This is a genomic window from Shewanella sp. WE21, assembly GCF_002966515.1.
Lineage (GTDB): Bacteria > Pseudomonadota > Gammaproteobacteria > Enterobacterales > Shewanellaceae > Shewanella > Shewanella oncorhynchi.
In genome coordinates, this window is sequence record NZ_CP023019.1 from 4,705,801 (window position 1) to 4,729,818 (window position 24,018).

Below are 24,018 nucleotides of genomic sequence, written 5' to 3' on the forward strand. Positions count from 1 at the left end.
GTGAGTGAAGAAAATGAGCCAAGTGAGCAGCATGGAAAAGACAGCAGAACCCGTAGCATTAGCATCGACGTTAGCACCGGCGCCGCTAACGTTAGCTGAGCGCCTAGCGCGCCCTGAATTACTGGATTTAACGCCCTACCAGAGTGCCCGCAGACTGGGCGGTCGTGGTGATATTTGGATCAATGCCAACGAGTCGCCCTTCAATAATGTCGATACGGCAGCGCTCGATTTATCAAAATTGAATCGTTACCCTGAATGCCAACCGCCGCAGCTTATCAGTGCCTACTGCGAATACTGCGGCGTGAGCACCAGCAAGATAGTTGCCAGCCGCGGCGCCGATGAAGCGATTGAACTGTTAATTCGCGCCTTTTGTATACCTGGCATCGACAGCATCGCCTGCTTTGGCCCGACGTACGGCATGTATGCCATCAGCGCGAACACCTTTAATGTGGACGTTAAAGCATTAAATCTCAGCGCGGAATATGGCTTGCCGTCAAGCTATGCCGAGGACGTTCGCGGCGCAAAACTGGTGTTTATCTGCAATCCCAATAATCCGACGGGCACAGTGATCGACAAAGCCATTATCGAGCAAGCAATCAAAGCCTTGCCCGACGCGCTTGTGGTCATCGACGAAGCTTATATTGAGTTTTGCCCTGAATACAGTGTGGCGGATTTGCTGGAAAGCTATCCGAATCTAGTGGTACTGCGCACCCTGTCAAAAGCCTTCGCACTCGCCGGCGCACGCTGTGGTTTTATGCTGGCAAACGAGGCCGTAGTCGAAATCATTATGCGCGTGATTGCCCCCTATCCTGTGCCGCTACCCGTGAGTGAAGTCGCCACACAGGCGCTATCGAGCGCAGGCGTTGCGCGGATGAAAATTCAGGTAAAAGAACTCAATCAACAGGGTAAAAGACTTGCCGCGGCACTCAATCTTTACTGTGAACAATGGGGCGGCAGAGTGCTAACTCCCTATGGCAACTACGTATTGGGAGAATTTGATGATGTCGCCAAGGTCGCTGCGTTACTGCAAGGCAGCGGTGTTGTCGCCCGCGCTTACAAAGACCCAAGGCTTGCCAAAGCTATCCGCTTTAGCTTTAGTTCAAAGGCGGATACCGATGTGTTAGTGAATTTATTTGAATCGCAACGCACTGAGCAGTCATCAGAAAACGAATAATAAGTCACTGATAATAAATCTCTGATCATAAAAAACTAATAAAAAGCGAATGCAACGCTGAAAGTTAAATCAGCTTAAGCATTAGCTAAACGAATTGAATTTGAAGGTAGAGCCATGAACCCACAATTTGTCCCGAACGTTGCACAAAAAATTCTGTTTATCGACCGCGATGGCACTTTGATTGAAGAGCCCATCACCGACAAACAGGTCGATAGTCTGGCTAAATTAGTATTTGAGCCACAGGTGATCCCCGCTTTGCTACGTCTGCAAAAGGCGGGATTTCGTTTAGTCATGGTCAGCAATCAAGACGGCCTTGGCACACCGTCTTTCCCGCAGGTAGATTTCGACGCGCCCCACAATATGATGATGCAAATCCTCAAAAGCCAAGGGGTTAACTTTGAAGATGTGGTGATTTGCCCGCATTTTAACGATGAAAATTGCAGCTGCCGTAAACCTAAGCTGGGGCTAGTAAAAGACTACCTCACCCAAGGCTGCATCGATTTCACCCAATCAGCTGTAATTGGTGATCGCGAAACCGATGTGGAACTCGGCAATGCCATGGGCATTAAAAGTCTGAAATATCAACGCGACACTTTGGGCTGGAATGCCATCGCTGATGCGCTGCTGAATAAAGGCCGCACCGCCACGGTCGTACGTACCACCAAAGAAACCGATATTCGCGTGACAGTGGATCTCGACAGCCCCGTTAAAGGCAAAATCGACACAGGCATTGGCTTTTTCGACCACATGCTCGATCAAATTGCCACCCACGGTAATTTTAGAATGGATGTGAAAGTCGATGGCGATTTAGAAATCGACGATCACCACAGCGTCGAAGACACTGCGCTAGCCATAGGTGATGCCCTGCGCCAAGCGCTCGGTGACAAACGCGGCATTGCCCGTTTCGGCTTTAGTCTGCCGATGGACGAAGCCAAGGGCGAATGCCTGCTGGATATCTCTGGCCGCCCTTTTATCAAGTTCTCGGCCGATTTTGAGCGTGAGCATGTGGGCGAAATGGCCACAGAAATGGTGCCACACTTCTTCCGCTCCTTTGCCGATGGCCTGCGCTGTACGCTGCATGTGTCAACCGAAGGCGATAACGATCACCATAAGGTTGAAGCCCTGTTTAAAGTGCTCGGCCGCGCGCTACGCCAAGCGGTTAAAGTCGAAGGCGATATTCTGCCATCGAGCAAAGGCGTGCTTTAAGGCATCAGCATAAATCGTTTAAGAGGTTAGGATGCAACAAGACACTCTATTAATAGCTGGCCAGCAATTAACAGCAAATGCATCACTAGATGCTGAAACCGTCATCATAGACACGGGCTGTGCCAATTTAAACTCAGTACGTTTCGCCTTCGAGCGTTTAGGCGCTAAGGTATTGGTCACAGACGATAAAGCCAAAATCAAAGCGGCAAAACGTGTGGTACTGCCGGGTGTGGGCACAGCGGGTGCCGCCATGGCGTCCTTACATGAAAAAGGCTTGGTCGAACTCATTCAAGGCCTGACTCAACCTGTGCTAGGCGTGTGCCTTGGCATGCAAATGCTCGCGGCGATTTCTAAGGAGCGCGGCGGAAAAGGTCAAGATTGCGAGTGCTTAGGCATAATCCCAATCAACATTTGTGAACTGGATACGCAGTTACTCAAAGCTGAAGGCTTACCTTTACCGCACATGGGCTGGAACCAACTTAAACTAACGACAAACTCACAAGAAGCCAAAACCCCTAGCGTTCACCCGCTGTTTGCGGGCATTGAAGATGGCAGTTATGTGTATTTCGTCCACAGTTACCGCGCGCCGTTGAGTGAATTTACCTTAGCCCAATGTTCCTATGGTGAAGGCTTTAGCGCCGCCATTGGCAAAGGCAACTTTATGGGCGTGCAGTTCCACCCCGAAAAAAGTGCCGCCGTGGGCGCGCAAATTCTGCGTAACTTTTTACAGATGGATGAAGCGCTGATGAACGAAGCGCTGATGAACAAAGCGCTGCGAAGCAACTCTGCTGATGGCCAAGCTGGTGTAAAGAAGGCTGACCAATGAATAAATTACTCAATAAAAAACTAAATACTAATGAACAACTTAAAAATAAATCAAGGATATGAGCTTATGATTATTCCTGCGATTGATTTAATTGATGGCAATGTCGTCCGCCTTTATCAAGGCGATTACGGCCAGCAGACCACCTTTGATTTAAGTCCTTTGGCGCAGTTGCAATCCTACGAGGCACAAGGGGCGAAATGGTTGCATATCGTTGATTTAACGGGCGCGAAAGATCCCGCTAAACGCCAAACTCGCCTTATCAGTGAATTAGTGGCGGGACTAAACGCCAATATTCAAGTGGGCGGCGGCATTCGTACAGAAGAGCAAGTCACTGAATTATTAGCTATCGGTGTAAAACGAGTGGTAATTGGCTCACTTGCGGTGAAAGAACCTGAGTTAGTCAAACAATGGTTTATCAAATACGGCAGCGAAGCGATTTGCCTTGCACTCGATGTCAATATCAACCAGAGCGGTGAGAAAATGGTCGCCGTATCCGGTTGGCAAAGTGGTGGCGGTAAGAGTTTAGAATCCCTTGTAGAAACCTTTAGCGCGGTCGGCTTAAAGCACGCGCTTGTAACTGACATTAGCCGTGATGGCACCTTAACGGGCGCCAATACCGCGCTTTATCAAGAAATTGCAGCCATCTATCCCGACATCGCTTGGCAAGCCTCTGGCGGTATTGCGACCCTTGATGATGTGAGCGCCGTGCGAGACAGCGGCGCTGCGGGCATCATTATCGGTAAAGCCTTGCTTATCAATCAGTTTAACGTGGCGGAGGCAATCCAATGCTGGCCAAACGACTAGTCCCCTGTTTAGATGTAAAAGACGGTAAAGTAGTGAAAGGCGTGCAGTTTCGTAACCACGAAATTGTCGGCGATATCGTGCCCTTAGCCGCGCGTTATGCCGAAGAAGGCGCCGATGAGCTGGTGTTTTATGACATTACCGCCAGCGCCCACGAACGTGTGGTCGATAAATCGTGGGTGAGCCGCGTGGCGGAGCAGATTGATATTCCCTTCTGCGTGGCAGGTGGCATTAAAACCATTAGCCAAGCCCGTGAATTATTAGCCTTTGGGGCGGATAAGATTTCGATTAACTCGCCCGCCTTAACTGATCCGAGTCTGATCTCGCGCCTGCAGGACGAGTTCGGCCGCCAATGTATCGTGATTGGTATCGACTCCTTTTTCGATGCCACCAGCAACAGCTATAAGGTAAAGCAATTTACCGGCGATGAAGCGGCAACTAAGGATACCCAGTGGTTCACCCAAGACTGGGTTGAAGAAGTACAGAAACGAGGTTGTGGTGAAATCGTGCTCAATGTGATGAACCAAGATGGCGTGCGCGGCGGCTATGATATCAAGCAGTTAAGTCTTGTTCGTGCCATCTGTGACGTACCTTTAATTGCCTCTGGCGGTGCAGGGACTATGGCGCATTTTCGCGATGTATTTATTGAAGCTAAGGTCGATGCGGCGCTGGCGGCGAGCGTATTCCACAAGGCGATTATCAACATCGGTGAATTAAAAGCCTATTTAGCGGCCGAAGGCATTGCGATTAGGCGCTAGCTATTGCAATTAGCCGCTCGCGGTCAATCGTTTATAGCGAGCTAATGGCGCCTACCGCTACAGTAAGAGCATGAGTAAGAGCTAGCAACCACAATACGTCGCTAAAAAGCATCAACAAATTAAGAGTGAACACTATGTCAACGCAAACACACACTAAATCGGATTTTAGCGAGCTGGATTGGAATAAACAGGATGGGCTTATTCCTGCCGTTATCCAAAACCATTTATCGGGCAAGGTATTAATGCTCGGTTATATGGATAAGGCCGCGCTGGAAAAAACCTTGAGCACAGGTGATGTCACCTTTTTCAGCCGTTCAAAACAGCGCTTATGGACCAAGGGTGAAACCTCTGGCAATACGCTAAGATTGGTCGCTATCGATAAAGACTGCGATAACGATAGCCTGTTAGTGCAAGTGCTCCCCAACGGCCCAACCTGCCACAAAGGCACCGAAAGTTGCTGGTTAGATGACAATGCGCACCCCTTTTTGAACAACCTCGCCAGCTTAATCGCCTCACGTAAAGGGCAAAGTGCCGATTCCAGTTACACGGCGTCTTTGTTTGCGCGCGGCACAAAACGTATCGCCCAAAAGGTCGGAGAAGAAGGTCTTGAAACCGCCCTTGCCGCTGCGACCCACGATAAGGAAGAGTTGGTTAACGAAGCCTCTGATCTTATCTATCACCTACTGGTATTGCTTGAGGATCAACACTTAAGCCTCAGTGACATCACAGCAAATTTGTTGGCAAGACATGAAAAGGCGCTGCAGAGCAAAGCATAATCTGCTCACTGTTCCTGATGTCTTACTATCGATTTTACCGCTAAAAATGCCGCCCGCTTAAATCAAGTCGGCGGCATTTTTTATCGCGCGATTCCCTCAAGTGCCATTGCCGCAATGTGATCAATGAATATCTTGCGCCTTAATCCTATAACAAAAAATAATCAAAATACTGTTGTAATGGTTGACAAGTACAGTTCGGTTCCCTATGGTAACCTCCGTTGCCGTTAGGTTATTAAGGCAAGGCATCAAAACACTTATCCGTTTTTACTCAACACACGCTAAGGCAAGTTTTATGTGTTTCACACCCTTTTATTATCCCTATCTGTAGCCGCAATGGATATACCCAAGCTACCTGAAGATACGAGTTTCAGAGCGCCTAGGGGGCTTCAATTCAAGGCGCATCAATGACAGAATGTCGACCACCTTTTGAATTGATGCAACACGGGAGTGGAGTACCCTAGACGCTCCGTCCCGGCGGGTTTTAACGCACTTTATGCGGTGTTGGTTATTTTTAACTTAGCCCGCTAGGTCTGCAAATAACCGCCTTGCCTAAAGTGCGTTAAACTCCCTCTGAATCCTGCATCTTCAGGTTGTTTGGGTATAAAGGCACCTCGCCTGACCTTCCATTGTGGCCATATCCTTTCGGATCCGCTGAGCGCCACTGTCTCATTTGCTTAAATCATTTTGTGCTTGAATCGCATCAAAATCCTTTAAGACGGTTGCTTTAGGATCAAGTCTTTATCTCTTTTTCTTGCAACACGCTTTTGAGATCATGTTATGACACAGAATAAAATTTTCGGCAGTTTACTGCTTATCGCCGGCACCACAATCGGCGCGGGTATGCTGGCTTTGCCTATCGCATCGGCTGGACTCGGTTTTGGCACCTCCTCCGCCATTATGCTCATCCTATGGGCGCTGATGGCCTACACGGCACTGCTTATGGTGGAAATCCATCAATTCGCCCCCAGCGATGCCAGCCTTAATCACTTAGCGCAACGCTTATTGGGTCGTAAGGGCCAGTTGATCGCCAATAGCGCCCTAATGTTTTTACTGTACGCCCTCTGCGCCGCCTACATTGCTGGCGGCGGCGAGCAAGTGAACCAAAAGCTGAGCACTTGGCTAGGACTAAATTTGCCACCGCAGGCGGGTGCAATCCTATTCACCCTGCTGGTTGGCGCCATTGTGGGCATGGGAACCCACTGTGTGGATCTCATCAATCGCGGTTTATTTGCCCTTAAGCTATTGGCATTATTGCTTATGTTGGCCTTGTTACTGCCGCAGGTTGAAAGCCCACATTTGCTCGAACTCCCGCTCAACCAAGGCCTAATTATCACGGCTATTCCAGTGATTTTTACCTCCTTTGGTTTTCACGGTTCGATTCCATCAGTGGTGCGCTACTTAGGCGTTGAAGTCAAAGCCCTGCGCAGGATCATGTTGTTTGGCTCGGCTTTGCCATTAGTGATTTACCTTTTGTGGCAACTGGGCAGTCAAGGCGTATTGAGCCAAAGTCAATTGCTCGAAAACCAGAGTTTATCGAGCTTTATCAATCAACTGGCAAGTGTGCTGCACAGTGAATACTTAAGTAGCACTATAAGTCTATTTGCCGATCTCGCCCTTGCGACCTCGTTTTTAGGGGTGAGTTTAGGTTTGTTCGATTTTATGGCCTCAAGCTTAAGGCAAGAAGATAATGCAACAGGTCGAAGCTTAACTGCGGCTATCACCTTTTTACCGCCCTTAGGTTTTGCCCTCTTCTACCCTCAAGGTTTTATCACAGCGCTGGGTTACGCGGCGATTGCGCTGGTGATCCTCGCCATCTTTTTACCTGTGGCCATGGTGTGGACACAACGCCAGATGCGAGACGCTGCCAATATGCCGACGGGTTACCGCGTTGCGGGCGGAAAGTTAGCCTTAATGCTCGCCACACTTTGCGGAATTGTGGTGATCGCCGCCCAGATATTTAGCTAGCCGCAATTCACTCACCAAGAGTGAGTGAACTAAAAGTTAGCTAGCCCGAATAACAGATTAAGTACAAGAGCCTGTAAAACCTCAACTATTGACATCAGGCTCTTGTCTATTCAATGATCCTTTCACATTAGTCAGCTAAGCCCTTGAGTGTTAAACTGCCTCAGGTGCTCGTGCGCGATATAAAAGCTCCAATGCGATACCTCCGGAGCAACAGCTCCGAATCAAACGCTCCGAAGTAAAAATGCCGATGAAATATACACATTCGTGTATTTGTGCACTGCTAAGGCACGAGTTTGATCAGGGCTCAGTCAATAAAGGATAAATATCAAACCCAATGCCAATCCACAACAAGCCAAGCCGTGGCAATGCCTCTGATAGCAAGGCACTTCAGCACGAGGCAACGCAGATATCCGCTGGCCCTCGCAGTGGTGCTTTAGGTTCTGGAACGGATCCCCATATTGCTGCGCAAAATCGCCATAAATTCCCCCTAAAAAAAACCTTATTGGCGACCAGCTTAACGGGCATCTTGGCGGGCGTGGCGTTAACTGTTTGGATTGTGAATACCCAGGCTGAACAACTCATCATACGGGCGGCAAATTTTGCCCTCACAGGTATGGACAGCGAACTGATTGACATTGAATTAGGGCAAAGTCAGTTAGAACATTGGCGAATTACCTCTGCCAATCTGAGGGTACATGATAGCCATATCAGACTTAATGATTTGAATATTCAGCTAAAAATTGACTGGCCACAGAGTTTTGCCGAACTTAAACAGTTCAGCCAAGCCTCTTACCTCACTCAAAAAATCACCCAAATATCCACAGGTGATATTGAAGTCGAGTTAGGGCAATCACTGTTTTTACCCAATCGAAATGCCATCGATGAACAAGGCCCCGCATTGGCCTTAGATATCAAATCACTACCACTCATCGATATCGGAAAAACCAGTCTTATTCTCAAAGCCCAGCATCTCAACACCCAAAATGATTTACCCTCCTATCGTTTGGTGATGGACAAGTTGAGCCTCAACGGCGCGGGGGAAATCAACAGCGAGTTTAGCCATGCAGGCGAAAGCATCGCCACACTGAAAGCCACACTAGAAACCAACAAATGGCAACTCATGAGTCAAATCCAGCTCGCGCCGCTGCTTGCGAGCTTGCATCAAATCAGCCTAAGGCAAACGCAAGACAGTGTGCTGAGCCCGTTAACTGAGCTTGATAAAGAGTGGCAAGCGTTAGCAATTGATTTACAAGGCCAATTGGTATCCAACAGCAGTATTACAATAACCTCAGGCGAGCTTATCAGTGAGCATCAGTTAATCGAGCCAAAGCTGACCTTTAATCAGTTGGCAGCGCTGCAACTTGCACCTAAACCCGAGCTTGCGCCAAAACCTGAGCTCGCATTTAAGATTGCAGGGCATTTAGCAGAACTTGACCTAAAACTAGAGCCCTTTAGCTTAGCTGTGAGCCCCAATACCGCCCAGCAACAGCGATTGATGCAACTGCTCGATGAGACGCTGGCTAAACCTTCATCTCAGTCAGTATCTGAACCAGTATCTCAACCGATAGCTGAGCAAGTGCCTGATCCGCTAGCGAGTCAAATCGCTAAGCTGCTATCGGGGCTCAAAAGTACAGATGCACCAGTAGGGATCGCACTGACATTGCCTGAAGCCCTGCATTACCCGCTGACTCAAATTCCGCAAGATGTGCACTTAGCTAATCCCCTTGCGATTAAACTTCCTCGAGTGAAGCTTAAGACCTTAGGCAGTAAGCTAGATACCCAAGTCGATTTGGCCAATGTTGAAATCACAAAATCAACCGAAGCACTGTCCTTCAAAACAGATTGGCGCCTTAGTACGAGGCAAACAGGCTCAATGCAATTATCTGAATTGTGGGCAAATCCGCCGCAGGACTATAGCTGGAATAATAGTAAGTTAACGACAGCAGGCACATTTAACTTAGTTCAGACGCCAAGTTCAACCGATTGGCAATTTATCACTGCCACTACCGAATCGACTGAACTGACTCAATCAACAAAACAAAATACTGGCAACACGCTACAATTCGCCGTGGGTGAGCTTAAGCGTATTAGCATGCAAAATAAAAATGCGGCTAAACATGCAGAGTTTAGCCTTGGTAGTATCGCGATAAATGCTCTCGCACCGCTGAACATAAGCTCGCAGAAAAGCACTCATACTCAGAGTTCTGGTATTCAAAACGCTAGCATTCAAAAAGCCAGTCCAGCGCAAAGCTCAGTGCCCACATCTGATACCGCAAACAGGTTAACCCTTGCCATACCACCTTTAAACTTAGCACTGGAGCAACTGCATTTTTCGCAGACCAAACAGACTTTAGTGACAGATGATGTAGTCACTGAGGCTAATGCGGATAAAAATGCTAGCACTAGCATCATAACGAAAACCGATATGAATGCGGGCAGTTTCTCGATTGCATTACAAAAAGCCATGTCATTTGAGCTTAAACCTGATATCGAAGCGCTGTTCGACTCACTACTCGCTACCACTTGGCGTAATCAACTCGCATGGCAAGCAAGTCAGCTTAATATCGAAAAACAGCTCAGCAGCAAAGGCCGCAGCCGCAAAGAAACCGTACTTAAGCTGGACAAGTTAACGCTGGCACAAAGCTTAGATTGGAAAAATAACACGCTCTTTGGTGATGAGCATTGGCAAGTGGGCACAGTTGAGCTGCAAAGCCAACACAAGTTGAACCTTGCCACCGCGAACAATCCCTTAGTGTTAACGGGCCAATGGGTAGTCAACACTAGCATGACCGAGGCGCTGGCCTTGCTCAATCAAACCCAACCCTTACCATCTGAGCTTAATGTCACAGGTAATAACCAATTACAGGCGCAGTTTAACCTAACGCAAAGGCGCGATCAGACCCAATTTGCCATGCAAATAACTCAATCGATGACAGAACTTGAAGGCTTTTATAAAGACATCATTTTTGAGGGGGGAAAACTGCAAGCGCAATGTGAGTTCACTTGGGGGCAATCTTATAAAAAAGAGTCTCATAACAAGCCGCAGGATAAAGGCTATTTTAGCAGCCTCAGTAAGCTCAATTGCCCGCAGACGCTGATGACCTTTAACTTATTTGATCCTGGCTTCCCACTGACTGATATTGAAGTGGAAGCCGATATCGTCCTTGGCAAAGATGCCGAGAAATTGCCCGACAATTGGATACAACAACTCACAGGCTTAAGTGACACCGATGTTTCCATGACCGCCAAAGGCAAAGTGCTCAGCGGCCAGTTTCTGCTGCCAGAATTTAATCTTAAATTGCAGGATAAATCCCATGCCTATCTGCTGCTGCAGGCCATGAGTCTGGAAGAGGTCCTGCGCATTCAACCACAAATTGGCATCTATGCCGACGGCATATTCGATGGCGTGTTGCCCGTCGATTTAATCAACGGCAAAGTGTCGATCACTGGCGGGCAATTAGCCGCGCGCGCACCCGGCGGCCTCATCGCTATCTCAGGCAACCCCGCCGTTGAGCAGATGCGCCAATCCCAACCGTATCTAGACTTTGTCTTTTCAACGTTAGAACACTTACAATACAGCCAATTATCAAGCAGTTTTGATATGGACCAAGCTGGTGATGCTAAACTACTCGTCGAAGTAAAAGGCCGCGGTGAAGGGATTGAACGCCCTATCCACTTGAATTACTCCCACGAAGAGAACATGCTGCAATTATTTAGAAGTCTGCAAATTGGTAATGACTTGCAGGACAGAATCGAAAAATCAGTGAAGTAACAAGGAAACCTCAGTGAAGATAATTCAATTACAGCAAATTAGCATAGGTACCCGAAGCGCACTTATCGCATTGGTAGCCCTAGCCTCATTGCAGGGCTGTACGCCCACAGTCAAAATAGAACCGCCGGATAAACCTATCGTTATCAATCTCAATGTGAAAATTGAACATGAGATACGGATCAAAGTAGATAAGGAATTAGACCAACTCCTATCAGACGATAAGCTGTTCTAATTAAATAAGAATTGAGGAATCACCATGAAATCAATCCGACTAAAAACAAAGTTATTATTGCTATTAACCCTCAGCGTCTTAAGCCTCAGTGCTTTTGCCATGTCACTGCAAGAAGCTAAGTCACAGGGCTATTTAGGCGAACAAGCCAACGGCTACTTAGGATTAGTGCAAGCCAATCCCGAAGCCAAAGCCGTGATGGACGACGTAAATAACAAACGTCGTGCCCACTACGAAACCATCGCCAAGAAGAACAAACTCTCCCCAGCCGATGTCGCTAAACTCGCAGGCGAAAAAGCCATAGCCGCCACAGATAAAGGCAACTATGTGCAAGATGCCAAAGGCAAATGGATTAAAAAGTAGTCCGCTTTTAAAGCGCTCTAGCGCATAAAAGCAAAACGAATAGACATAAACAAAACGTCTGCAATAGCAGGCGTTTTCATTGGTGGTCGATAAAGGGAATGATTTGCTGGCCAATACCTTTGAGCGAGGATCTAGATTTGAGATTGTTTGATAGTGTTTGGTTAAGCACTGTCATTCCAGTGACTCGCAGCAAGTACATCCGTGTATGCTCGACCGTGACATCCCTGTCACGGACGGTCACTTCCATGACAGTGCTTAATCTAATCAACCCCGGTGTATACTGGGTAACCAAATTTAACAATGGGGGTCTTATTAAATTCTGAAGGCCAACGAGTAAAATTCCCAGTGAGTTTACGCGCGGCCTATCCTTATTTGTTATAAGTTTTATTTCACCACTCTCATATATGGTGGCAACCGACGTCCATTTACGATTTGAGTCTCTTGGTCAAGAAACTCTTTTCTAGCGTTATCCAACAGAGTCTCTAAAAAATTGAGGAAATATTCAGAAAGCTGCTCAATAGTCTTTAATTTTAGTTCATCGTCATCAGGCACTGGCAATTCGTTAAAATGTTGTGTTACTTCCGCAACACTGGTTGGTATTTCAACGTAATATTTTTCCTTACTGCCATCTAGAAGCTCAACTTCAAAACCGCTACCACCAAGTTGGTCACCGATGAAAAAACCAACAGTACCCGGTGGCTGCTTATATTGCGAGATCATATCAGAAGAAAAATGATGGATATGCGCTGATGTTGAGACAGGTAAACGTCCTTGTTTTTCAAGTTCATTTCTTAGTTTCACGAAGTATCTCATCACTACATCTTGCTTCATCGATTCTTGATGAGGTTCATACCATGCATCGAATCTTTCTTTACCAACAGCGGTCCTTAAATTTTGAAGCACAAAAGTTACCGAGCGACCAAACACGATAAGATTCCTTAAACCAGTAAAACGTCGAGTTTTGTTTAATGAAACTAGGTCATCAAAACCATGTTTTGCTGTTTCTAACATTTGCTCTGTACGAACTAAAACTTCACTGATTGTTGCCATATATCCTCAAACTTATAACACCGTGCGCATGCGCGATAACTTGTGAGCGTCGCAGGAGCCCAGAATGCCACACTTTGTTATGCGCTGTGACGTGAAACATTACTTTTTACTGCTTTGAAAAAATGGCTTTAATATTCGCTCATAATCTCTTGCAAGCGCAGACAGTAAGCTGAAGCCAGCTATTTGAAGCAAATAATTCGAAATTTGCGATTCCGGTACGACCATAACAAAAAGTACATAGCCTATAAAACTAACAATCGCAGCCCAACCAAAAACTGCTGTTACAATTTCCCAGCGTTTTAAATCGTGATTTCCGCTCAATAAATTAGCAAACAAAATTATGACAGCCAGTATAATTTGGGAACTGAAATCCATCTTACTACTCCATTACCACCTAATTATTTGAATATGCGGCGCGCGTTGTTCGCGTAGAAAGACCGGACACCCATAACTCTTTTTGCTTTTAGCGCTCCACAGACAACACTAAAAATCAAAACAAATCACCGTTAAATGTAATCTCTAATCTTTTGCATCTACAGACTACGCAAATGCTGAAAGGTGCGCCATGGTGATTGGCGAGACGACCGTCCGCCCCATGGACGGGGCGGTCGAGCATCCAAGGACGGACTGGCTGCGAGTCGACGAGTGAATACCATGGCAAACCAGACTGCGTAGTGAGTTTAATACTAAAAGCAGGGCCAAATAGAGAAAACTAAGACTCACGAATTATCGGTAAGTGGTTAATATCAAAAACCAATGATGAGCTATGCCGCAACCACGTGGCGCTGTGCACGTAGTGGGTGTAAGCGATTATGCATCACTTTAATGGTCTCAAACTGCACCATAGTTTTAGCGCCAGACAAAACACATTCGGGTGACAATAACATCACTAGCGCGGACTGTAGGGTATTTTCAACCACGAGGGCGAGCACTCTTTGCTTTTGGCATTTAAGCTCAAATACTTTACCTACATCGCTATAAACACAGACATCACTGGTATCAAAAAACCATGATTTAGGCATTTGCGGTGTCAACATAAAATGGGCGGCGGTGGCATTGAGGGCAATTTGAACAATAGCGGCATCGGACAAAGACAGGGTTTTAGGCAATCTATCGAGTAAGTTCATATAGAATTTGGCGTGCGCAATATTAAATTCCATGCTTGATAAGGCATCTGGAATGAGTAATTTTGCTTTATAAGACGTCAGAAATTCTATCTCGGAACCTAACGATACGCCTAATACACCATACGAATCGTTATATTTCCATTGCCAATCTTTTTGCGGCATTAATAACATAACGGTGACCCAATATTTGAACACTGGGACATAATAGTAGATATTTTATCCAATATCAAAATAAAAATAATAAAATACAAATTATTTAACAGTTACTTAGTCGATCTATTGTAAGATCTTAACAGCGATCTAAGGATCGTTTTAGATCGCTGTTAAAGAATAAGATCTTATTTTAGATCGTTATATTAATCCTAAGATCATTATTTCAAGCGGTATGCATTCACTATTTCTTTAATTAACTTCGGACCTTGATAAATAAAACCTGAATAAATCTGAACCATAGTCGCGCCCGCATCAAATTTGGCTAAAGCATCTTCAGCGCTATTAATACCGCCCACACCGATGATCGGGATCTGCCCTTTCAAACAAATTGCCAATTGCTTAATCACTTTAGTAGACAGCTCAGTTAAAGGTTTGCCACTTAAGCCGCCGCTTTCATTGGCGTTGGCAAGACCGCTAACACCATCACGTGTTAAAGTAGTATTGGTCGCAATTGCGCCATCAAATTTGTTTTTAATCAAAGCTTGCGCGATATTTTCAATTTCTTCGATGGTTAAATCTGGAGCAATTTTAAGCGCGATGGGCACGTATTTTTTATGCTTTTCGGCCAGCTCAAGTTGCTTGGTTTTAATTGCGCTTAATAATTCATCTAATAGATCGCCATATTGTAGCGATCGTAATCCTGGGGTATTGGGTGATGAAATATTCACCGCAATATAAGCCGCATGGAGATAAACTTTATCCATGCAGATCAAATAATCGTCTTTACCTTGTTCTACTGGCGTGTCTTTATTTTTGCCAATATTGACGCCAACCATGATATTGGTCTTTTTAGCGATCAAATTTTTGACCAGATTATCGACACCCTTATTATTAAACCCCATGCGATTAATGATGCCTTTGGCAGGCTTTAATCTAAATAGACGGGGTAAATCGTTACCAGGCTGTGGTCTTGGGGTAACTGTACCCACTTCAATATGACCAAATCCCATCGCATGAAAGGCATCAATCGATTCGCCGTCCTTGTCCATACCGGCAGCGAGTCCCACTGGGTTAGGAAAGGTCAACCCCATAAAGCTGACAGGAGCGGGTGCAATCGTTTGTCCATATAGACATGTTAACGGGCTATTGGCGGTCACTTTTAAACTGCCTATAGCAAGATGGTGAGCTCGCTCAGGATCCATCTGAAACATGACTTTCTGTGCGATTTTATAAAACATGTACTTTCCTCGACCTAAAAAAAGCCCCGGCGATCGCCAGGGCTTCTGATTGTTATAATAAGTTTACTTTTGGCCTTCGCAATGAAGGATCAGAAGGTTAAGTTCACGTAGGGCGACAGAGAACTTAGCAAACTCATGGATTTGCGACGTTTTAAAATCAGCTAGCATATGGAACCATCTTTCCAATAAGCCTTGATTTATCTCAATCCACTGAGAAATCACACTTTCGGCATCACAGGTTGCACTGCAGGTTCTTAAGACCACTGAACTCAATGCACGTTGTTGCCAATCTAACTCTTCCCTAAAGGCGGCACGAGCCAGTGCTTGCCAATGGTTCGCTACAGGTTGAGCGCTGATCTGTTCTAAGAACCAGTGCAGCTCAACGCGGGCGCCGAGTTTGAAGTAAGTTTCAGCCACTAATGCCACTGTCTTATCTTCTGTTTGCGCAATTTGGGCAATGTCTAAGGCAGAGAACAAGGTGCTCATGTTAGCCACAATCGTTGCAACAGCTTGTGGTACGTTTTCTTTGACCAAAGCATTGATCTCAGATTGGATACCTTTAGCTTCTTCTTCGACCAGATATAAATGAACATTATCTTTAATTTGTTCAAATACCGGTTTGAAGAAGGCAACGGTTTGTTCGATGCTCCAAGAGCGGTTACGGTGACGTAGGAACCAGCGGCTAGCACGACGCATATTGCGGCGTAACTGATGCAGCATTTCACCTTGAACCACAGCCGGAACTATGCCGTTTAAGTCAGTGATCGATTTAGTTAATTCAGCTAAACCAAATACTTCGCGAGCCATAGTGTAACAAATTGCCGCGTCGGCAACTGAGGCACCAGTCTCATCTTGCATACGTTGAACAAAATTCAAGCCCATGTCGTTGACGAGTTCATTGGCGAGTGAGGTCGCAATGATTTCGCCACGCAGTGGATGGGTTGCCATTTTGTCGCTGTATTTTTCCTGAAGTTTTTTCGGGAAATACGCGATAAGCAGTTGGCTTAACAGAGTATCTTCAGTGATTTCTGGCGTCACTAATTGCTCTTTCAGCACCATTTTCGCATAAGCAACCAATACTGATAGCTCTGGGCGCGTTAATGCACGACCACTGGCTAAACGTTCAGCTAGCTCATCGTCAGACGGTAAGAACTCTAACGCTCTGTCTAACTTGCCTTCTTTTTCCAGGTACTGGATAAAGCGGATCTGCTCTTTTAACTGCTCAGCACCGCGCACTTGAGTCACAGAGATAGTACGAGTTTGATCTTTACAGTCTTGCAGTACGATTTGGCCGACTTCTTCAGTCATTTCTTCCAGTAAACGGTTACGCTGCTTAAGCGTCAGTTCACCTTCAGTCACCATAGCGTTCAGCAAAATCTTGATGTTCACTTCGTTGTCGGAACAGTCCACACCACCAACGTTATCCACGAAGTCAGTGTTGATGCGACCGCCATTAGACGCATATTCAATACGACCTAACTGAGTACAACCTAAGTTACCACCCTCGCCGACTATCTTAGCGCGCAGTTCGCCACCGTTGACACGTAGAGCATCGTTGGCACGATCGCCGACTTCAGCGTGTGTTTCACGTGAAGATTTCACATACGTACCGATACCGCCGTTCCAGATCAAATCCACTGGCATTTTCAACAGTTCTTTCATCAGCTCAGTTGGGGTCATAGAGGTTTTCTCTGTGGCCAACATTTGCTTCATCTCTGCCGATAATGGAATGGATTTAGATGAACGGAGGAAAATACCGCCACCTTTAGAAATCAACTTGCTGCTGTAGTCTTCCCAGCTTGAACGTGGCAGAGCGAATAAACGCGCCCGTTCATCATAACTTAATGCCGTATCCGGATTTGGATCGATAAAGATATGCATGTGGTTAAAGGCTGCAACCAGTTTAGTGTGCTTAGACAACAACATACCATTACCGAATACGTCGCCCGCCATGTCACCTATACCTAAACAGGTAAAGTCTGTAGTTTGGCAATCAATACCGACTTCGCGGAAATGACGCTTAACCGATTCCCAGCCGCCTTTGGCCGTGATACCCATTTTCTTATGGTCATAACCGTTGCTGCCACCCGATGCGAATGCATCACCGAGCCAGAAGCGGTATTCGAGGGAAATCGAGTTCGCGATATCAGAGAAAGTCGCTGTGCCTTTATCGGCTGCTACCACTAAATAGGGGTCATCTTCATCGTGACGAACCACATCCAATGGATGGACGATTTCACCGTTCAAAATGTTATCGGTAATATCGAGCAATGCACGGATAAAGATGCGGTAACATTCTTGACCTTCGGTGAAGAAAGCTTCACGGCCGCCTTCAGTTGGCAATTGTTTACAAACAAAGCCACCTTTAGCACCCACAGGCACAATCACAGTGTTTTTCACTTGCTGTGCTTTTACCAAACCCAATACTTCGGTACGGAAGTCTTCACGACGATCTGACCAACGCAGACCACCACGAGCCACTTTACCGTAACGTAAATGCACACCTTCAACCCGTGGCGAATAAACGAATATTTCGAATTTCGGCAGTGGACGTGGCATTTCAGGGATCAGTGAAGGCATGAATTTAAACGAGATATAACTCTTAGATTCGCCTTTGGCATCCAGTTGGTAGAAGTTGGTACGCAGAGTGGCGTTAATCAAGTCTAAATAACGACGAATAATACGGTCATCATCTAAGCTAGACACTTCGTCTAAACGTAAATTGATCTGCTCCAAAAACTTACCCAGAGTACGGGTTTTCAGTTTAGGGTTAAATTTACGGATGAACATCTTCACCAACAAATCAGCGATTTGTGGGTAACGACCGAAGGTTTCTTCAATATATGACTGACTGAAAGTTGCATCGATTTGACGCATGTATTTCGCATAAGCGCGCAATACAGAGACTTCACGGCCCGTTAAACCTGACGCCAGAATAATGCGGTTGAAGCCGTCATCTTCTAACTTCTTTTGCCACACTTGTGACAGTGCAGTTTGGAATCTGTCTTGGCTATCAGCGATGTTATCTGTGTTGACGACTTTAACTGTCATCAAGAAGTCTAAGATCCAGAAGGTAGAACCGTCTGAAGTCGTGACTTCATATGGACGCTCGTTGATCACGCGCAGACCAAAGTTTTCGAGCATTGGCAGCACATCAGAAAGATGAATAGGCTCATCTTTATGGAATAGCTTTAAACGCACTTTATTGTCGTTCAGCGCCGCTTCCTGCGGTTGATAGAACAACATGCCGAGCTTGTGTTCATCATCCAGTGCTTCGAGCTGTTGCATGTCGACGACGGCAGAACTTGGCAATACGTCTTCTTTATAGCTTTGCTCAAACGCATTGAAATAACGCTTAGTCAGATGAGTGCCAGCTTCTTCGCCGAGTGCACTGTTAAGCGCAGTGCTTAACTTATCTTCCCACGAACGTGCCGCTTCTATTAAGTTGTTCTCTATGGCAGCCACATCTACATCCATATTATTGTTATCAACTTTGACTATGTAGTGAGTGCGGGCTAGCGTCGACTCGGAAAAATAAGTCGTAAACTCTACATCTTCTTTGCTGTTAAAGTGCTGGGCCAGAATACGTTGAGTATCTTGGCGGAGTTTAGTGTTGTAACGATCCTTAGAAACGTACACTAAACAGGATAAGAAACGGCCAAAGCCATCTTTGCGTACAAAGAGTTTCAGCTTGTCTCTGTCTTGCATTTCTAACACGCCATGGGCCATGTGCGATAAATCATCAACATTGGCTTGAATTAGCTCGTCACGAGGTAAATTCTCAAGGATGTTTAGCAGGGCTTTATAGTCGTGTGAACGTGGGGTCAAGCCTGAACGATCTAACACACGCTGCACTTTTTCATTCAGCAGTGGGATCTCACGTGGGCTACGGTTATACAGGTTTGACGCATATAAACCGATAAATCTATCTTCGCCAATCACATTGCCTTTCTTATCGAAACGCTTAATACCGATATAATCGACATAAGCTGGGCGATGCACGCGGCTCTTAGCACTGCTCTTAGTGAGGATCAGTAAGCTGTGATCTAAGGCTTCTTTGCGGGCACTATCGGAGAAGCTAGATAACAACAAACCTTGCTCAGGTTGTGCTTTAGTGTGCTTGTTCATCAAACCTAAACTAGAGGCGATATTAGGCACTAACTCAACATCACCTTCGACACGTTTCAAATCGTATTGACGGTAACCTAATAGCGTAAAGTGATGATTATTCAAGTAAGTCAGGAAGTTAATCGCTTCTTCTAACTCTTGCTTATCGCCCGGGAACGGACGTTTTGGCAATTCCTTGATCATCTCAGCCAACTTGGCAGACATGACTTCCCAGTCGTTAACTGATGAAGCAACATCGGCAAGCACAGACTGAATTTCGCGCTCTAATGCTTTAATATCGACCGTGCTGCTTTGACGGTCAATTTCAATCAAAAATACGGCGACATGCTCAGTACTTTCAGGGCTCTTATTAAGATAAGTGACATTCGTCACACCACTTTCTGAACGCTCAATCGCCAGTGGAGTGTGCAACATCATGTGAGCAGTAATACCCATACGATTCAATGCCATACCAACTGAATCGACCAAGAATGGCATGTCAGGTTGGATAACTTCAATGATCGAGTGAGTCGATTGCCAGCCGTGTTTGGCTTGGCTAGGATTGAACACTCTCAGATGAGTGTTACCTTTTGGTGTTTTGTTCAGGGCGTTCCATAAACTGAGAACCGCACCGTATAAATCACTGTCATTACGCGCATTGAGATCGTCTTTCGACATGTGGGCATAAAGGCAGGTGGCGAACTGTTCAACTTGCTTGGCTTGTGAATTAGGGACTTTAGCGTGAATTAAACTGACTACATTTTCAAGTAGTACTGAAGGCATTGCATCTTTCAAGGCCATGTTGCTGTTTCCTTAAGCGTCTATGGCAGCGCTTTTTTCATTATTTGGATGCTTCGGCTTAACAATCGCAGATAAATTAATGTGATCTAGATCGTCGCGCGAAGTTTATTACTAAAACCGCTGTATTTCGAGGAAAATTTTAGTGGTACATCCTCTTGAAATCCAGTATTGGCGTAAACAAGGAATGACAAATGACCAAACAATCGATAAAGCAGACTAAGTATTCAAAAGTAAATGGGGAGCTTAGCTCCCCATTTGTAGACTCTACTTAGGCTGGCGCCAGAAAATGGCGGCCAATGCAGGTAGGATAATTATGGCACCGAGCATATTTACCACAAACATGAATGTTAACAATATTCCCATATCCATTTGGAATTTAAGCGCCGAGAAGAACCAAGTACTGACACCAATCGCTAAAGTCAGGCCCGTAAAGATCACTGCACTGCCCCGTTCGACCAACGCCTCATAGTAAGCCTGTTGTACTGGCATACCATTTGATAGCTTAGATGACATAGTCGAGAGGATATAAATACCATAGTCCACACCAATACCAACCCCCAGTGCAATGACAGGTAAGGTACTGACAGCTAAGCCAATATCGAGCTGAGTCATCAAGGCTTGTGCCAGTGTCGACACGACATATAACGGAATAATGACCGCCACAGTGGCTTTAAAAGATTTAAAGCTGATTAAGCAGAGTACAAACACGGCACCATAGACGTATATCATCATAGGTAACTGCGCCTCAGCCACCGCTTCGTTAGTCGCTGCCATTACACCCACAGGACCCGACGCCAGTTTAAACTGCAACTTCTCGTTGTCCATTTTCGCGGCGACGGCTTTGACCTTAGCGACCACAGTTTCTATGGTTTCGGCCTTGTGATCTTTCATAAACAGATACACAGGCATGACAGAACAATCGCCATTTAATAAACCTGAAGTCGTGGGAATTTGGCCAATAGCCTGTACTAAGCTCGCCGTTGTACGCGGCAACACTTCCCATCTTGGATTACCTTCGTTGAAGCCTGCATTCACTTTTTTAGCGACTGACGCCAAACTCACAGTCGACTCCACCCCAGGGGTATTGCGCACTAACCACTCAAACTGATCAATTTGAGTGAGCACATCGTGGTAAGTACAGGCTTCAGGTGCTGCCTCAACAATCACAGTCATCACATCTGTGGTGATAGAGAAATGATCTGTGATGAAGAAGGTATCGAGGTTATAACGCGAATCTTGATGTAACGCTGGCGCGCCGCCCTGTAGATCACCAATCTTCATCTGATTGGCTTGTTGCAGACCCACAAAATACAACACCACAGTGGCAATAATGACTACCACAGCATATTTAGGTGTTGCAAAACGCGCCATGAAGCGCCAAATAGCCTCAGTTCGCACTTCTTCAGCGGTCGGTTCTGCGTGTTTATTGACTTTGATTTCAGTAAAAGAAATCACCAAAGGCAACAGGATAAGGTTAGTGAAAATGATCACGCCAACACCGAGCGAGGCGGAAATCGCCAGTTCGCGAATAATCCCAATATCGATAAATAACAGGGTAACAAAACCAACAGTATCAGACAGTAATGCCACACCACCCGGCACTAATAAACTACGAAATGCAGACGCCGAAGCCGCTTTTGTCGTTTGCCCGTCGAGCACTCGGCGCCGTACAGCATTGATGATCTGCACCCCGTGGCTCACACCGATGGCGAAGACTAAAAACGGTACCAGAATCGACATAGGATCGAGACCGAAACCTATCACAGTCAATAAACCAAGCTGCCAGACCACAGCCGTTAAACTGCAGACCAGTGGCAGCATGGTCAAGATGATGGATTTAGAAAAGAGGTAAACCATGATGGCAGTGACCAAAATCGCGATCACGAAGAACAGCAATACACCCTTAGCACCATCAGCCACATCCCCCGCCATTTTGGCGAAACCTATGATGTGAATTTTAACCTTATCGGTTTCGAACTTGCCCCTAAGCTCTTTTTCTAATTGTGCAGCAAAAGCAATGGTATCAAGCGGTTTACCCGTCTGTGGATCAAAATCCATTAATTGAGCCGACACCATAGCCGCACTGTAATCGTTGGCAATTAATCGGCCGACAATCCCTGCTTTTTCAATATTATCGCGAACCGTTTCTAACCCAGACACTGAAGTTGAAAAATCCGCTGGAATAACAGGCCCGCCAGCAAAACCATCCTCAACGACTTCAGTAAAACGAGTGGAAGGCGAAAAAATTGATTTCACCTGCGCACGGTCAACCCCTGGAATAAAAAACAGCTGATCATGCACATTTTTTAAGGTATCAAAATAGTTAGCATTAAAAATATTACCGCTGGTATCCTCAACCGCCACCATGATGCTGTTGGCACCACCAAAATCTTTTTGGTGTTTCAGGTAGGTCTGCATATAACTGTGCTGCAGTGGAATATTTTTGATAAAAGCCGCATCCATTTTGAGTTGACTGGCCTGATAGCCAAAAAACAACGTCAAAAACACAAAAATGCCGACGACCCATGCGCGATTGCGAAACAAAAATGACTCAAATCCGTTGACCAGTTTTTCTAACATCTTCTCGGCCCTATTATTTATTGTAGTTTTAAAATTTTATGGCTTAAGAATAAACAGCCCTTGGCTGCCAGATAACCACATATTCCCTTGATTATCCTTCGCAATAGACACTAAGTTTTCCCCTTGGCGACGAGTCACGATGCTGCTAGTGTCGTCCTCATTTAGCTTGATCACTATCCCCGCATTACCCACTAAATATAGCGCGTCGTCAGAAACAACCATGGCACCGTTGATTGAGGATTGCACAGGCAGTTCTATTTGATTCCATTGGCTTAAACTCACATCAGCTTTGAATATATGACCGCGAAGGCCCATCACATACACAGCATTTTTCGTTTCTACGGCGTTAAACATAGAACCATCGTAATCAAAATTGGTACGCGTAAATGTTTTACCTTGATCGCCAGAAACAGCGACTAAGCCCAGCTCGCCAACCAATAATAAACGTCCATCGGTTAAGGTTAAAATACGATTAAAGTGCGGCAATAATGAAGCGCGCGCACTCAAATAGGCCGATTGATCGCTGCCTTTTAACTCCGCCAAATAAGCCACATCTTCTTCAGCTAAAAGCTCCTCATGGAACTCCTCGCGCCACTGGGCACCGCCATCGTTGGTGCGATAAAACAAACCGTAAGCACCAATGGCAATACCATTGTTTTCGTCTAAAAACACCACATCGAGGAATGGCTTTTCAATCTCGGGCGAATGCATCTGCTGCTGCCAAGTTTGACCGCCATCCTGAGTCTGTAAAATGGTTGCATCATGACCTACAGCCCAACCGCGTTTTTCATTGAGGAAAAATACTTTGGTCAGCAGTGAACTCACGGGCGTTGCCACTTGATGCCAACTGCCGTCATACACCAGAGCATGGCCACGTTCACCCACAGCCACTAAACCTGCGCCTACGTTGGCAATATCTAAAATCAAAGATGAAGCAGCAAGAGGTTGAACTTGAGAAAAAATCGGATCAGAGGGCGTTGCAGATAATGTAGAAGGAAAAAAAGCGCCACCGAAACTTAATACAGCGACACACTGAAGGATGCGAAACGACATACAAACTTCCTTAACTAATGAGGGGCGCTAAGCGCCCCT

At 45.9% G+C, this 24,018-nt stretch carries 18 protein-coding genes; 10 read left to right on the forward strand and 8 right to left on the reverse strand.

Annotation, left to right across the window (positions count from 1 at the left end; translation table 11 throughout):
- Positions 1 to 13: 13 nt before the first annotated feature.
- The 10 genes from hisC to CKQ84_RS21075 all read left to right on the forward strand — a co-directional run bounded on the left by hisC (position 14) and on the right by CKQ84_RS21075 (position 11,870).
- The gene (hisC, locus tag CKQ84_RS21025) at positions 14 to 1,174 is read left to right on the forward strand and encodes a histidinol-phosphate transaminase (protein ID WP_105253129.1); all 1,161 of its coding nucleotides are present in this window, start codon (positions 14 to 16) and stop codon (positions 1,172 to 1,174) included.
- Positions 1,175 to 1,288: 114 nt separating this feature from the next.
- Positions 1,289 to 2,380: a bifunctional histidinol-phosphatase/imidazoleglycerol-phosphate dehydratase HisB gene (gene hisB, locus CKQ84_RS21030; protein ID WP_105252641.1), complete on the forward strand. Its 1,092-nt coding sequence runs from the start codon at positions 1,289 to 1,291 to the stop codon at positions 2,378 to 2,380.
- A 31-nt stretch (positions 2,381 to 2,411) separates the two neighbouring features.
- Positions 2,412 to 3,206, forward strand: coding sequence for an imidazole glycerol phosphate synthase subunit HisH (gene hisH / locus CKQ84_RS21035; protein ID WP_105252642.1), 795 nt, complete (start codon positions 2,412 to 2,414; stop codon positions 3,204 to 3,206).
- 66 nt (positions 3,207 to 3,272) lie between these two features.
- On the forward strand, positions 3,273 to 4,010 hold the full coding sequence (gene hisA, locus CKQ84_RS21040; protein ID WP_105252643.1) for a 1-(5-phosphoribosyl)-5-[(5-phosphoribosylamino)methylideneamino]imidazole-4-carboxamide isomerase: 738 nt from the start codon (positions 3,273 to 3,275) through the stop codon (positions 4,008 to 4,010).
- The gene (gene hisF, locus CKQ84_RS21045) at positions 3,992 to 4,765 is read left to right on the forward strand and encodes an imidazole glycerol phosphate synthase subunit HisF (RefSeq protein ID WP_006081894.1); all 774 of its coding nucleotides are present in this window, start codon (positions 3,992 to 3,994) and stop codon (positions 4,763 to 4,765) included. The genes hisA and hisF overlap by 19 nt, the downstream gene beginning before the upstream one ends.
- Before the next feature lie 134 nt (positions 4,766 to 4,899).
- On the forward strand, positions 4,900 to 5,541 hold the full coding sequence (gene hisIE, locus CKQ84_RS21050) for a bifunctional phosphoribosyl-AMP cyclohydrolase/phosphoribosyl-ATP diphosphatase HisIE (protein WP_105252644.1): 642 nt from the start codon (positions 4,900 to 4,902) through the stop codon (positions 5,539 to 5,541).
- A 777-nt stretch (positions 5,542 to 6,318) separates the two neighbouring features.
- Positions 6,319 to 7,506 carry an aromatic amino acid transport family protein gene (locus CKQ84_RS21060; RefSeq protein ID WP_105252645.1) on the forward strand — a complete coding sequence of 396 codons (1,188 nt, stop codon included), beginning with the start codon at positions 6,319 to 6,321 and terminating at the stop codon, positions 7,504 to 7,506.
- A gap of 334 nt (positions 7,507 to 7,840) precedes the next feature.
- On the forward strand, positions 7,841 to 11,278 hold the full coding sequence (locus CKQ84_RS21065; RefSeq protein WP_105252646.1) for a YdbH domain-containing protein: 3,438 nt from the start codon (positions 7,841 to 7,843) through the stop codon (positions 11,276 to 11,278).
- Positions 11,279 to 11,291: 13 nt separating this feature from the next.
- A complete protein-coding gene (locus tag CKQ84_RS21070) occupies positions 11,292 to 11,510 on the forward strand; it encodes a YnbE family lipoprotein (RefSeq protein ID WP_028759774.1) in 219 nt (72 codons plus the stop codon).
- Between the two features lie 24 nt (positions 11,511 to 11,534).
- The gene (locus CKQ84_RS21075) at positions 11,535 to 11,870 is read left to right on the forward strand and encodes a YdbL family protein (RefSeq protein ID WP_006086285.1); all 336 of its coding nucleotides are present in this window, start codon (positions 11,535 to 11,537) and stop codon (positions 11,868 to 11,870) included.
- A 76-nt stretch (positions 11,871 to 11,946) separates the two neighbouring features.
- Here the strand turns inward: CKQ84_RS21075 and CKQ84_RS23820 are convergent, their stop codons facing one another.
- From CKQ84_RS23820 to CKQ84_RS21110, 8 genes are all read right to left on the reverse strand, one after another.
- The gene (locus CKQ84_RS23820; protein ID WP_158683087.1) at positions 11,947 to 12,117 is read right to left on the reverse strand and encodes a hypothetical protein; all 171 of its coding nucleotides are present in this window, start codon (positions 12,115 to 12,117) and stop codon (positions 11,947 to 11,949) included.
- Between the two features lie 137 nt (positions 12,118 to 12,254).
- The gene (locus tag CKQ84_RS21080) at positions 12,255 to 12,920 is read right to left on the reverse strand and encodes a hypothetical protein (RefSeq protein ID WP_105252647.1); all 666 of its coding nucleotides are present in this window, start codon (positions 12,918 to 12,920) and stop codon (positions 12,255 to 12,257) included.
- A gap of 99 nt (positions 12,921 to 13,019) precedes the next feature.
- A complete protein-coding gene (locus CKQ84_RS21085) occupies positions 13,020 to 13,295 on the reverse strand; it encodes a hypothetical protein (protein ID WP_105252648.1) in 276 nt (91 codons plus the stop codon).
- Positions 13,296 to 13,684: 389 nt separating this feature from the next.
- Positions 13,685 to 14,218 (reverse strand): cell division protein ZapC, encoded by a 534-nt coding sequence (locus tag CKQ84_RS21090; RefSeq protein ID WP_105252649.1) that lies wholly within the window; start codon positions 14,216 to 14,218, stop codon positions 13,685 to 13,687.
- Positions 14,219 to 14,418: 200 nt separating this feature from the next.
- Entirely contained in the window at positions 14,419 to 15,438 is a 1,020-nt protein-coding gene (gene pyrD / locus CKQ84_RS21095; RefSeq protein WP_028759770.1) for a quinone-dependent dihydroorotate dehydrogenase, read from the reverse strand.
- 63 nt (positions 15,439 to 15,501) lie between these two features.
- On the reverse strand, positions 15,502 to 20,346 hold the full coding sequence (locus tag CKQ84_RS21100; protein WP_028759769.1) for an NAD-glutamate dehydrogenase: 4,845 nt from the start codon (positions 20,344 to 20,346) through the stop codon (positions 15,502 to 15,504).
- Positions 20,347 to 20,610: 264 nt separating this feature from the next.
- A complete protein-coding gene (locus CKQ84_RS21105) occupies positions 20,611 to 22,926 on the reverse strand; it encodes an RND family transporter (protein ID WP_028759768.1) in 2,316 nt (771 codons plus the stop codon).
- A gap of 36 nt (positions 22,927 to 22,962) precedes the next feature.
- Positions 22,963 to 23,979 (reverse strand): YCF48-related protein, encoded by a 1,017-nt coding sequence (locus CKQ84_RS21110; RefSeq protein WP_028759767.1) that lies wholly within the window; start codon positions 23,977 to 23,979, stop codon positions 22,963 to 22,965.
- Between the last annotated feature and the right edge of the window lie 39 nt (positions 23,980 to 24,018).

Bases quoted from the DNA above. Each gene is read 5' to 3' on its own strand.
- hisC (WP_105253129.1), top strand. From the start codon at position 14: ATGAGCCAAGTGAGCAGCATGGAAAAGACAGCAGAACCCGTAGCATTA.
- hisB (WP_105252641.1), top strand. From the start codon at position 1,289: ATGAACCCACAATTTGTCCCGAACGTTGCACAAAAAATTCTGTTTATC.
- hisH (WP_105252642.1), top strand. From the start codon at position 2,412: ATGCAACAAGACACTCTATTAATAGCTGGCCAGCAATTAACAGCAAAT.
- hisA (WP_105252643.1), top strand. From the start codon at position 3,273: ATGATTATTCCTGCGATTGATTTAATTGATGGCAATGTCGTCCGCCTT.
- hisF (WP_006081894.1), top strand. From the start codon at position 3,992: ATGCTGGCCAAACGACTAGTCCCCTGTTTAGATGTAAAAGACGGTAAA.
- hisIE (WP_105252644.1), top strand. From the start codon at position 4,900: ATGTCAACGCAAACACACACTAAATCGGATTTTAGCGAGCTGGATTGG.
- CKQ84_RS21060 (WP_105252645.1), top strand. From the start codon at position 6,319: ATGACACAGAATAAAATTTTCGGCAGTTTACTGCTTATCGCCGGCACC.
- CKQ84_RS21065 (WP_105252646.1), top strand. From the start codon at position 7,841: ATGCCAATCCACAACAAGCCAAGCCGTGGCAATGCCTCTGATAGCAAG.
- CKQ84_RS21075 (WP_006086285.1), top strand. From the start codon at position 11,535: ATGAAATCAATCCGACTAAAAACAAAGTTATTATTGCTATTAACCCTC.
- CKQ84_RS23820 (WP_158683087.1), bottom strand. From the start codon at position 12,117: ATGGAAGTGACCGTCCGTGACAGGGATGTCACGGTCGAGCATACACGG.
- CKQ84_RS21080 (WP_105252647.1), bottom strand. From the start codon at position 12,920: ATGGCAACAATCAGTGAAGTTTTAGTTCGTACAGAGCAAATGTTAGAA.
- CKQ84_RS21085 (WP_105252648.1), bottom strand. From the start codon at position 13,295: ATGGATTTCAGTTCCCAAATTATACTGGCTGTCATAATTTTGTTTGCT.
- CKQ84_RS21090 (WP_105252649.1), bottom strand. From the start codon at position 14,218: ATGTTATTAATGCCGCAAAAAGATTGGCAATGGAAATATAACGATTCG.
- pyrD (WP_028759770.1), bottom strand. From the start codon at position 15,438: ATGTTTTATAAAATCGCACAGAAAGTCATGTTTCAGATGGATCCTGAG.
- CKQ84_RS21100 (WP_028759769.1), bottom strand. From the start codon at position 20,346: ATGGCCTTGAAAGATGCAATGCCTTCAGTACTACTTGAAAATGTAGTC.
- CKQ84_RS21105 (WP_028759768.1), bottom strand. From the start codon at position 22,926: ATGTTAGAAAAACTGGTCAACGGATTTGAGTCATTTTTGTTTCGCAAT.
- CKQ84_RS21110 (WP_028759767.1), bottom strand. From the start codon at position 23,979: ATGTCGTTTCGCATCCTTCAGTGTGTCGCTGTATTAAGTTTCGGTGGC.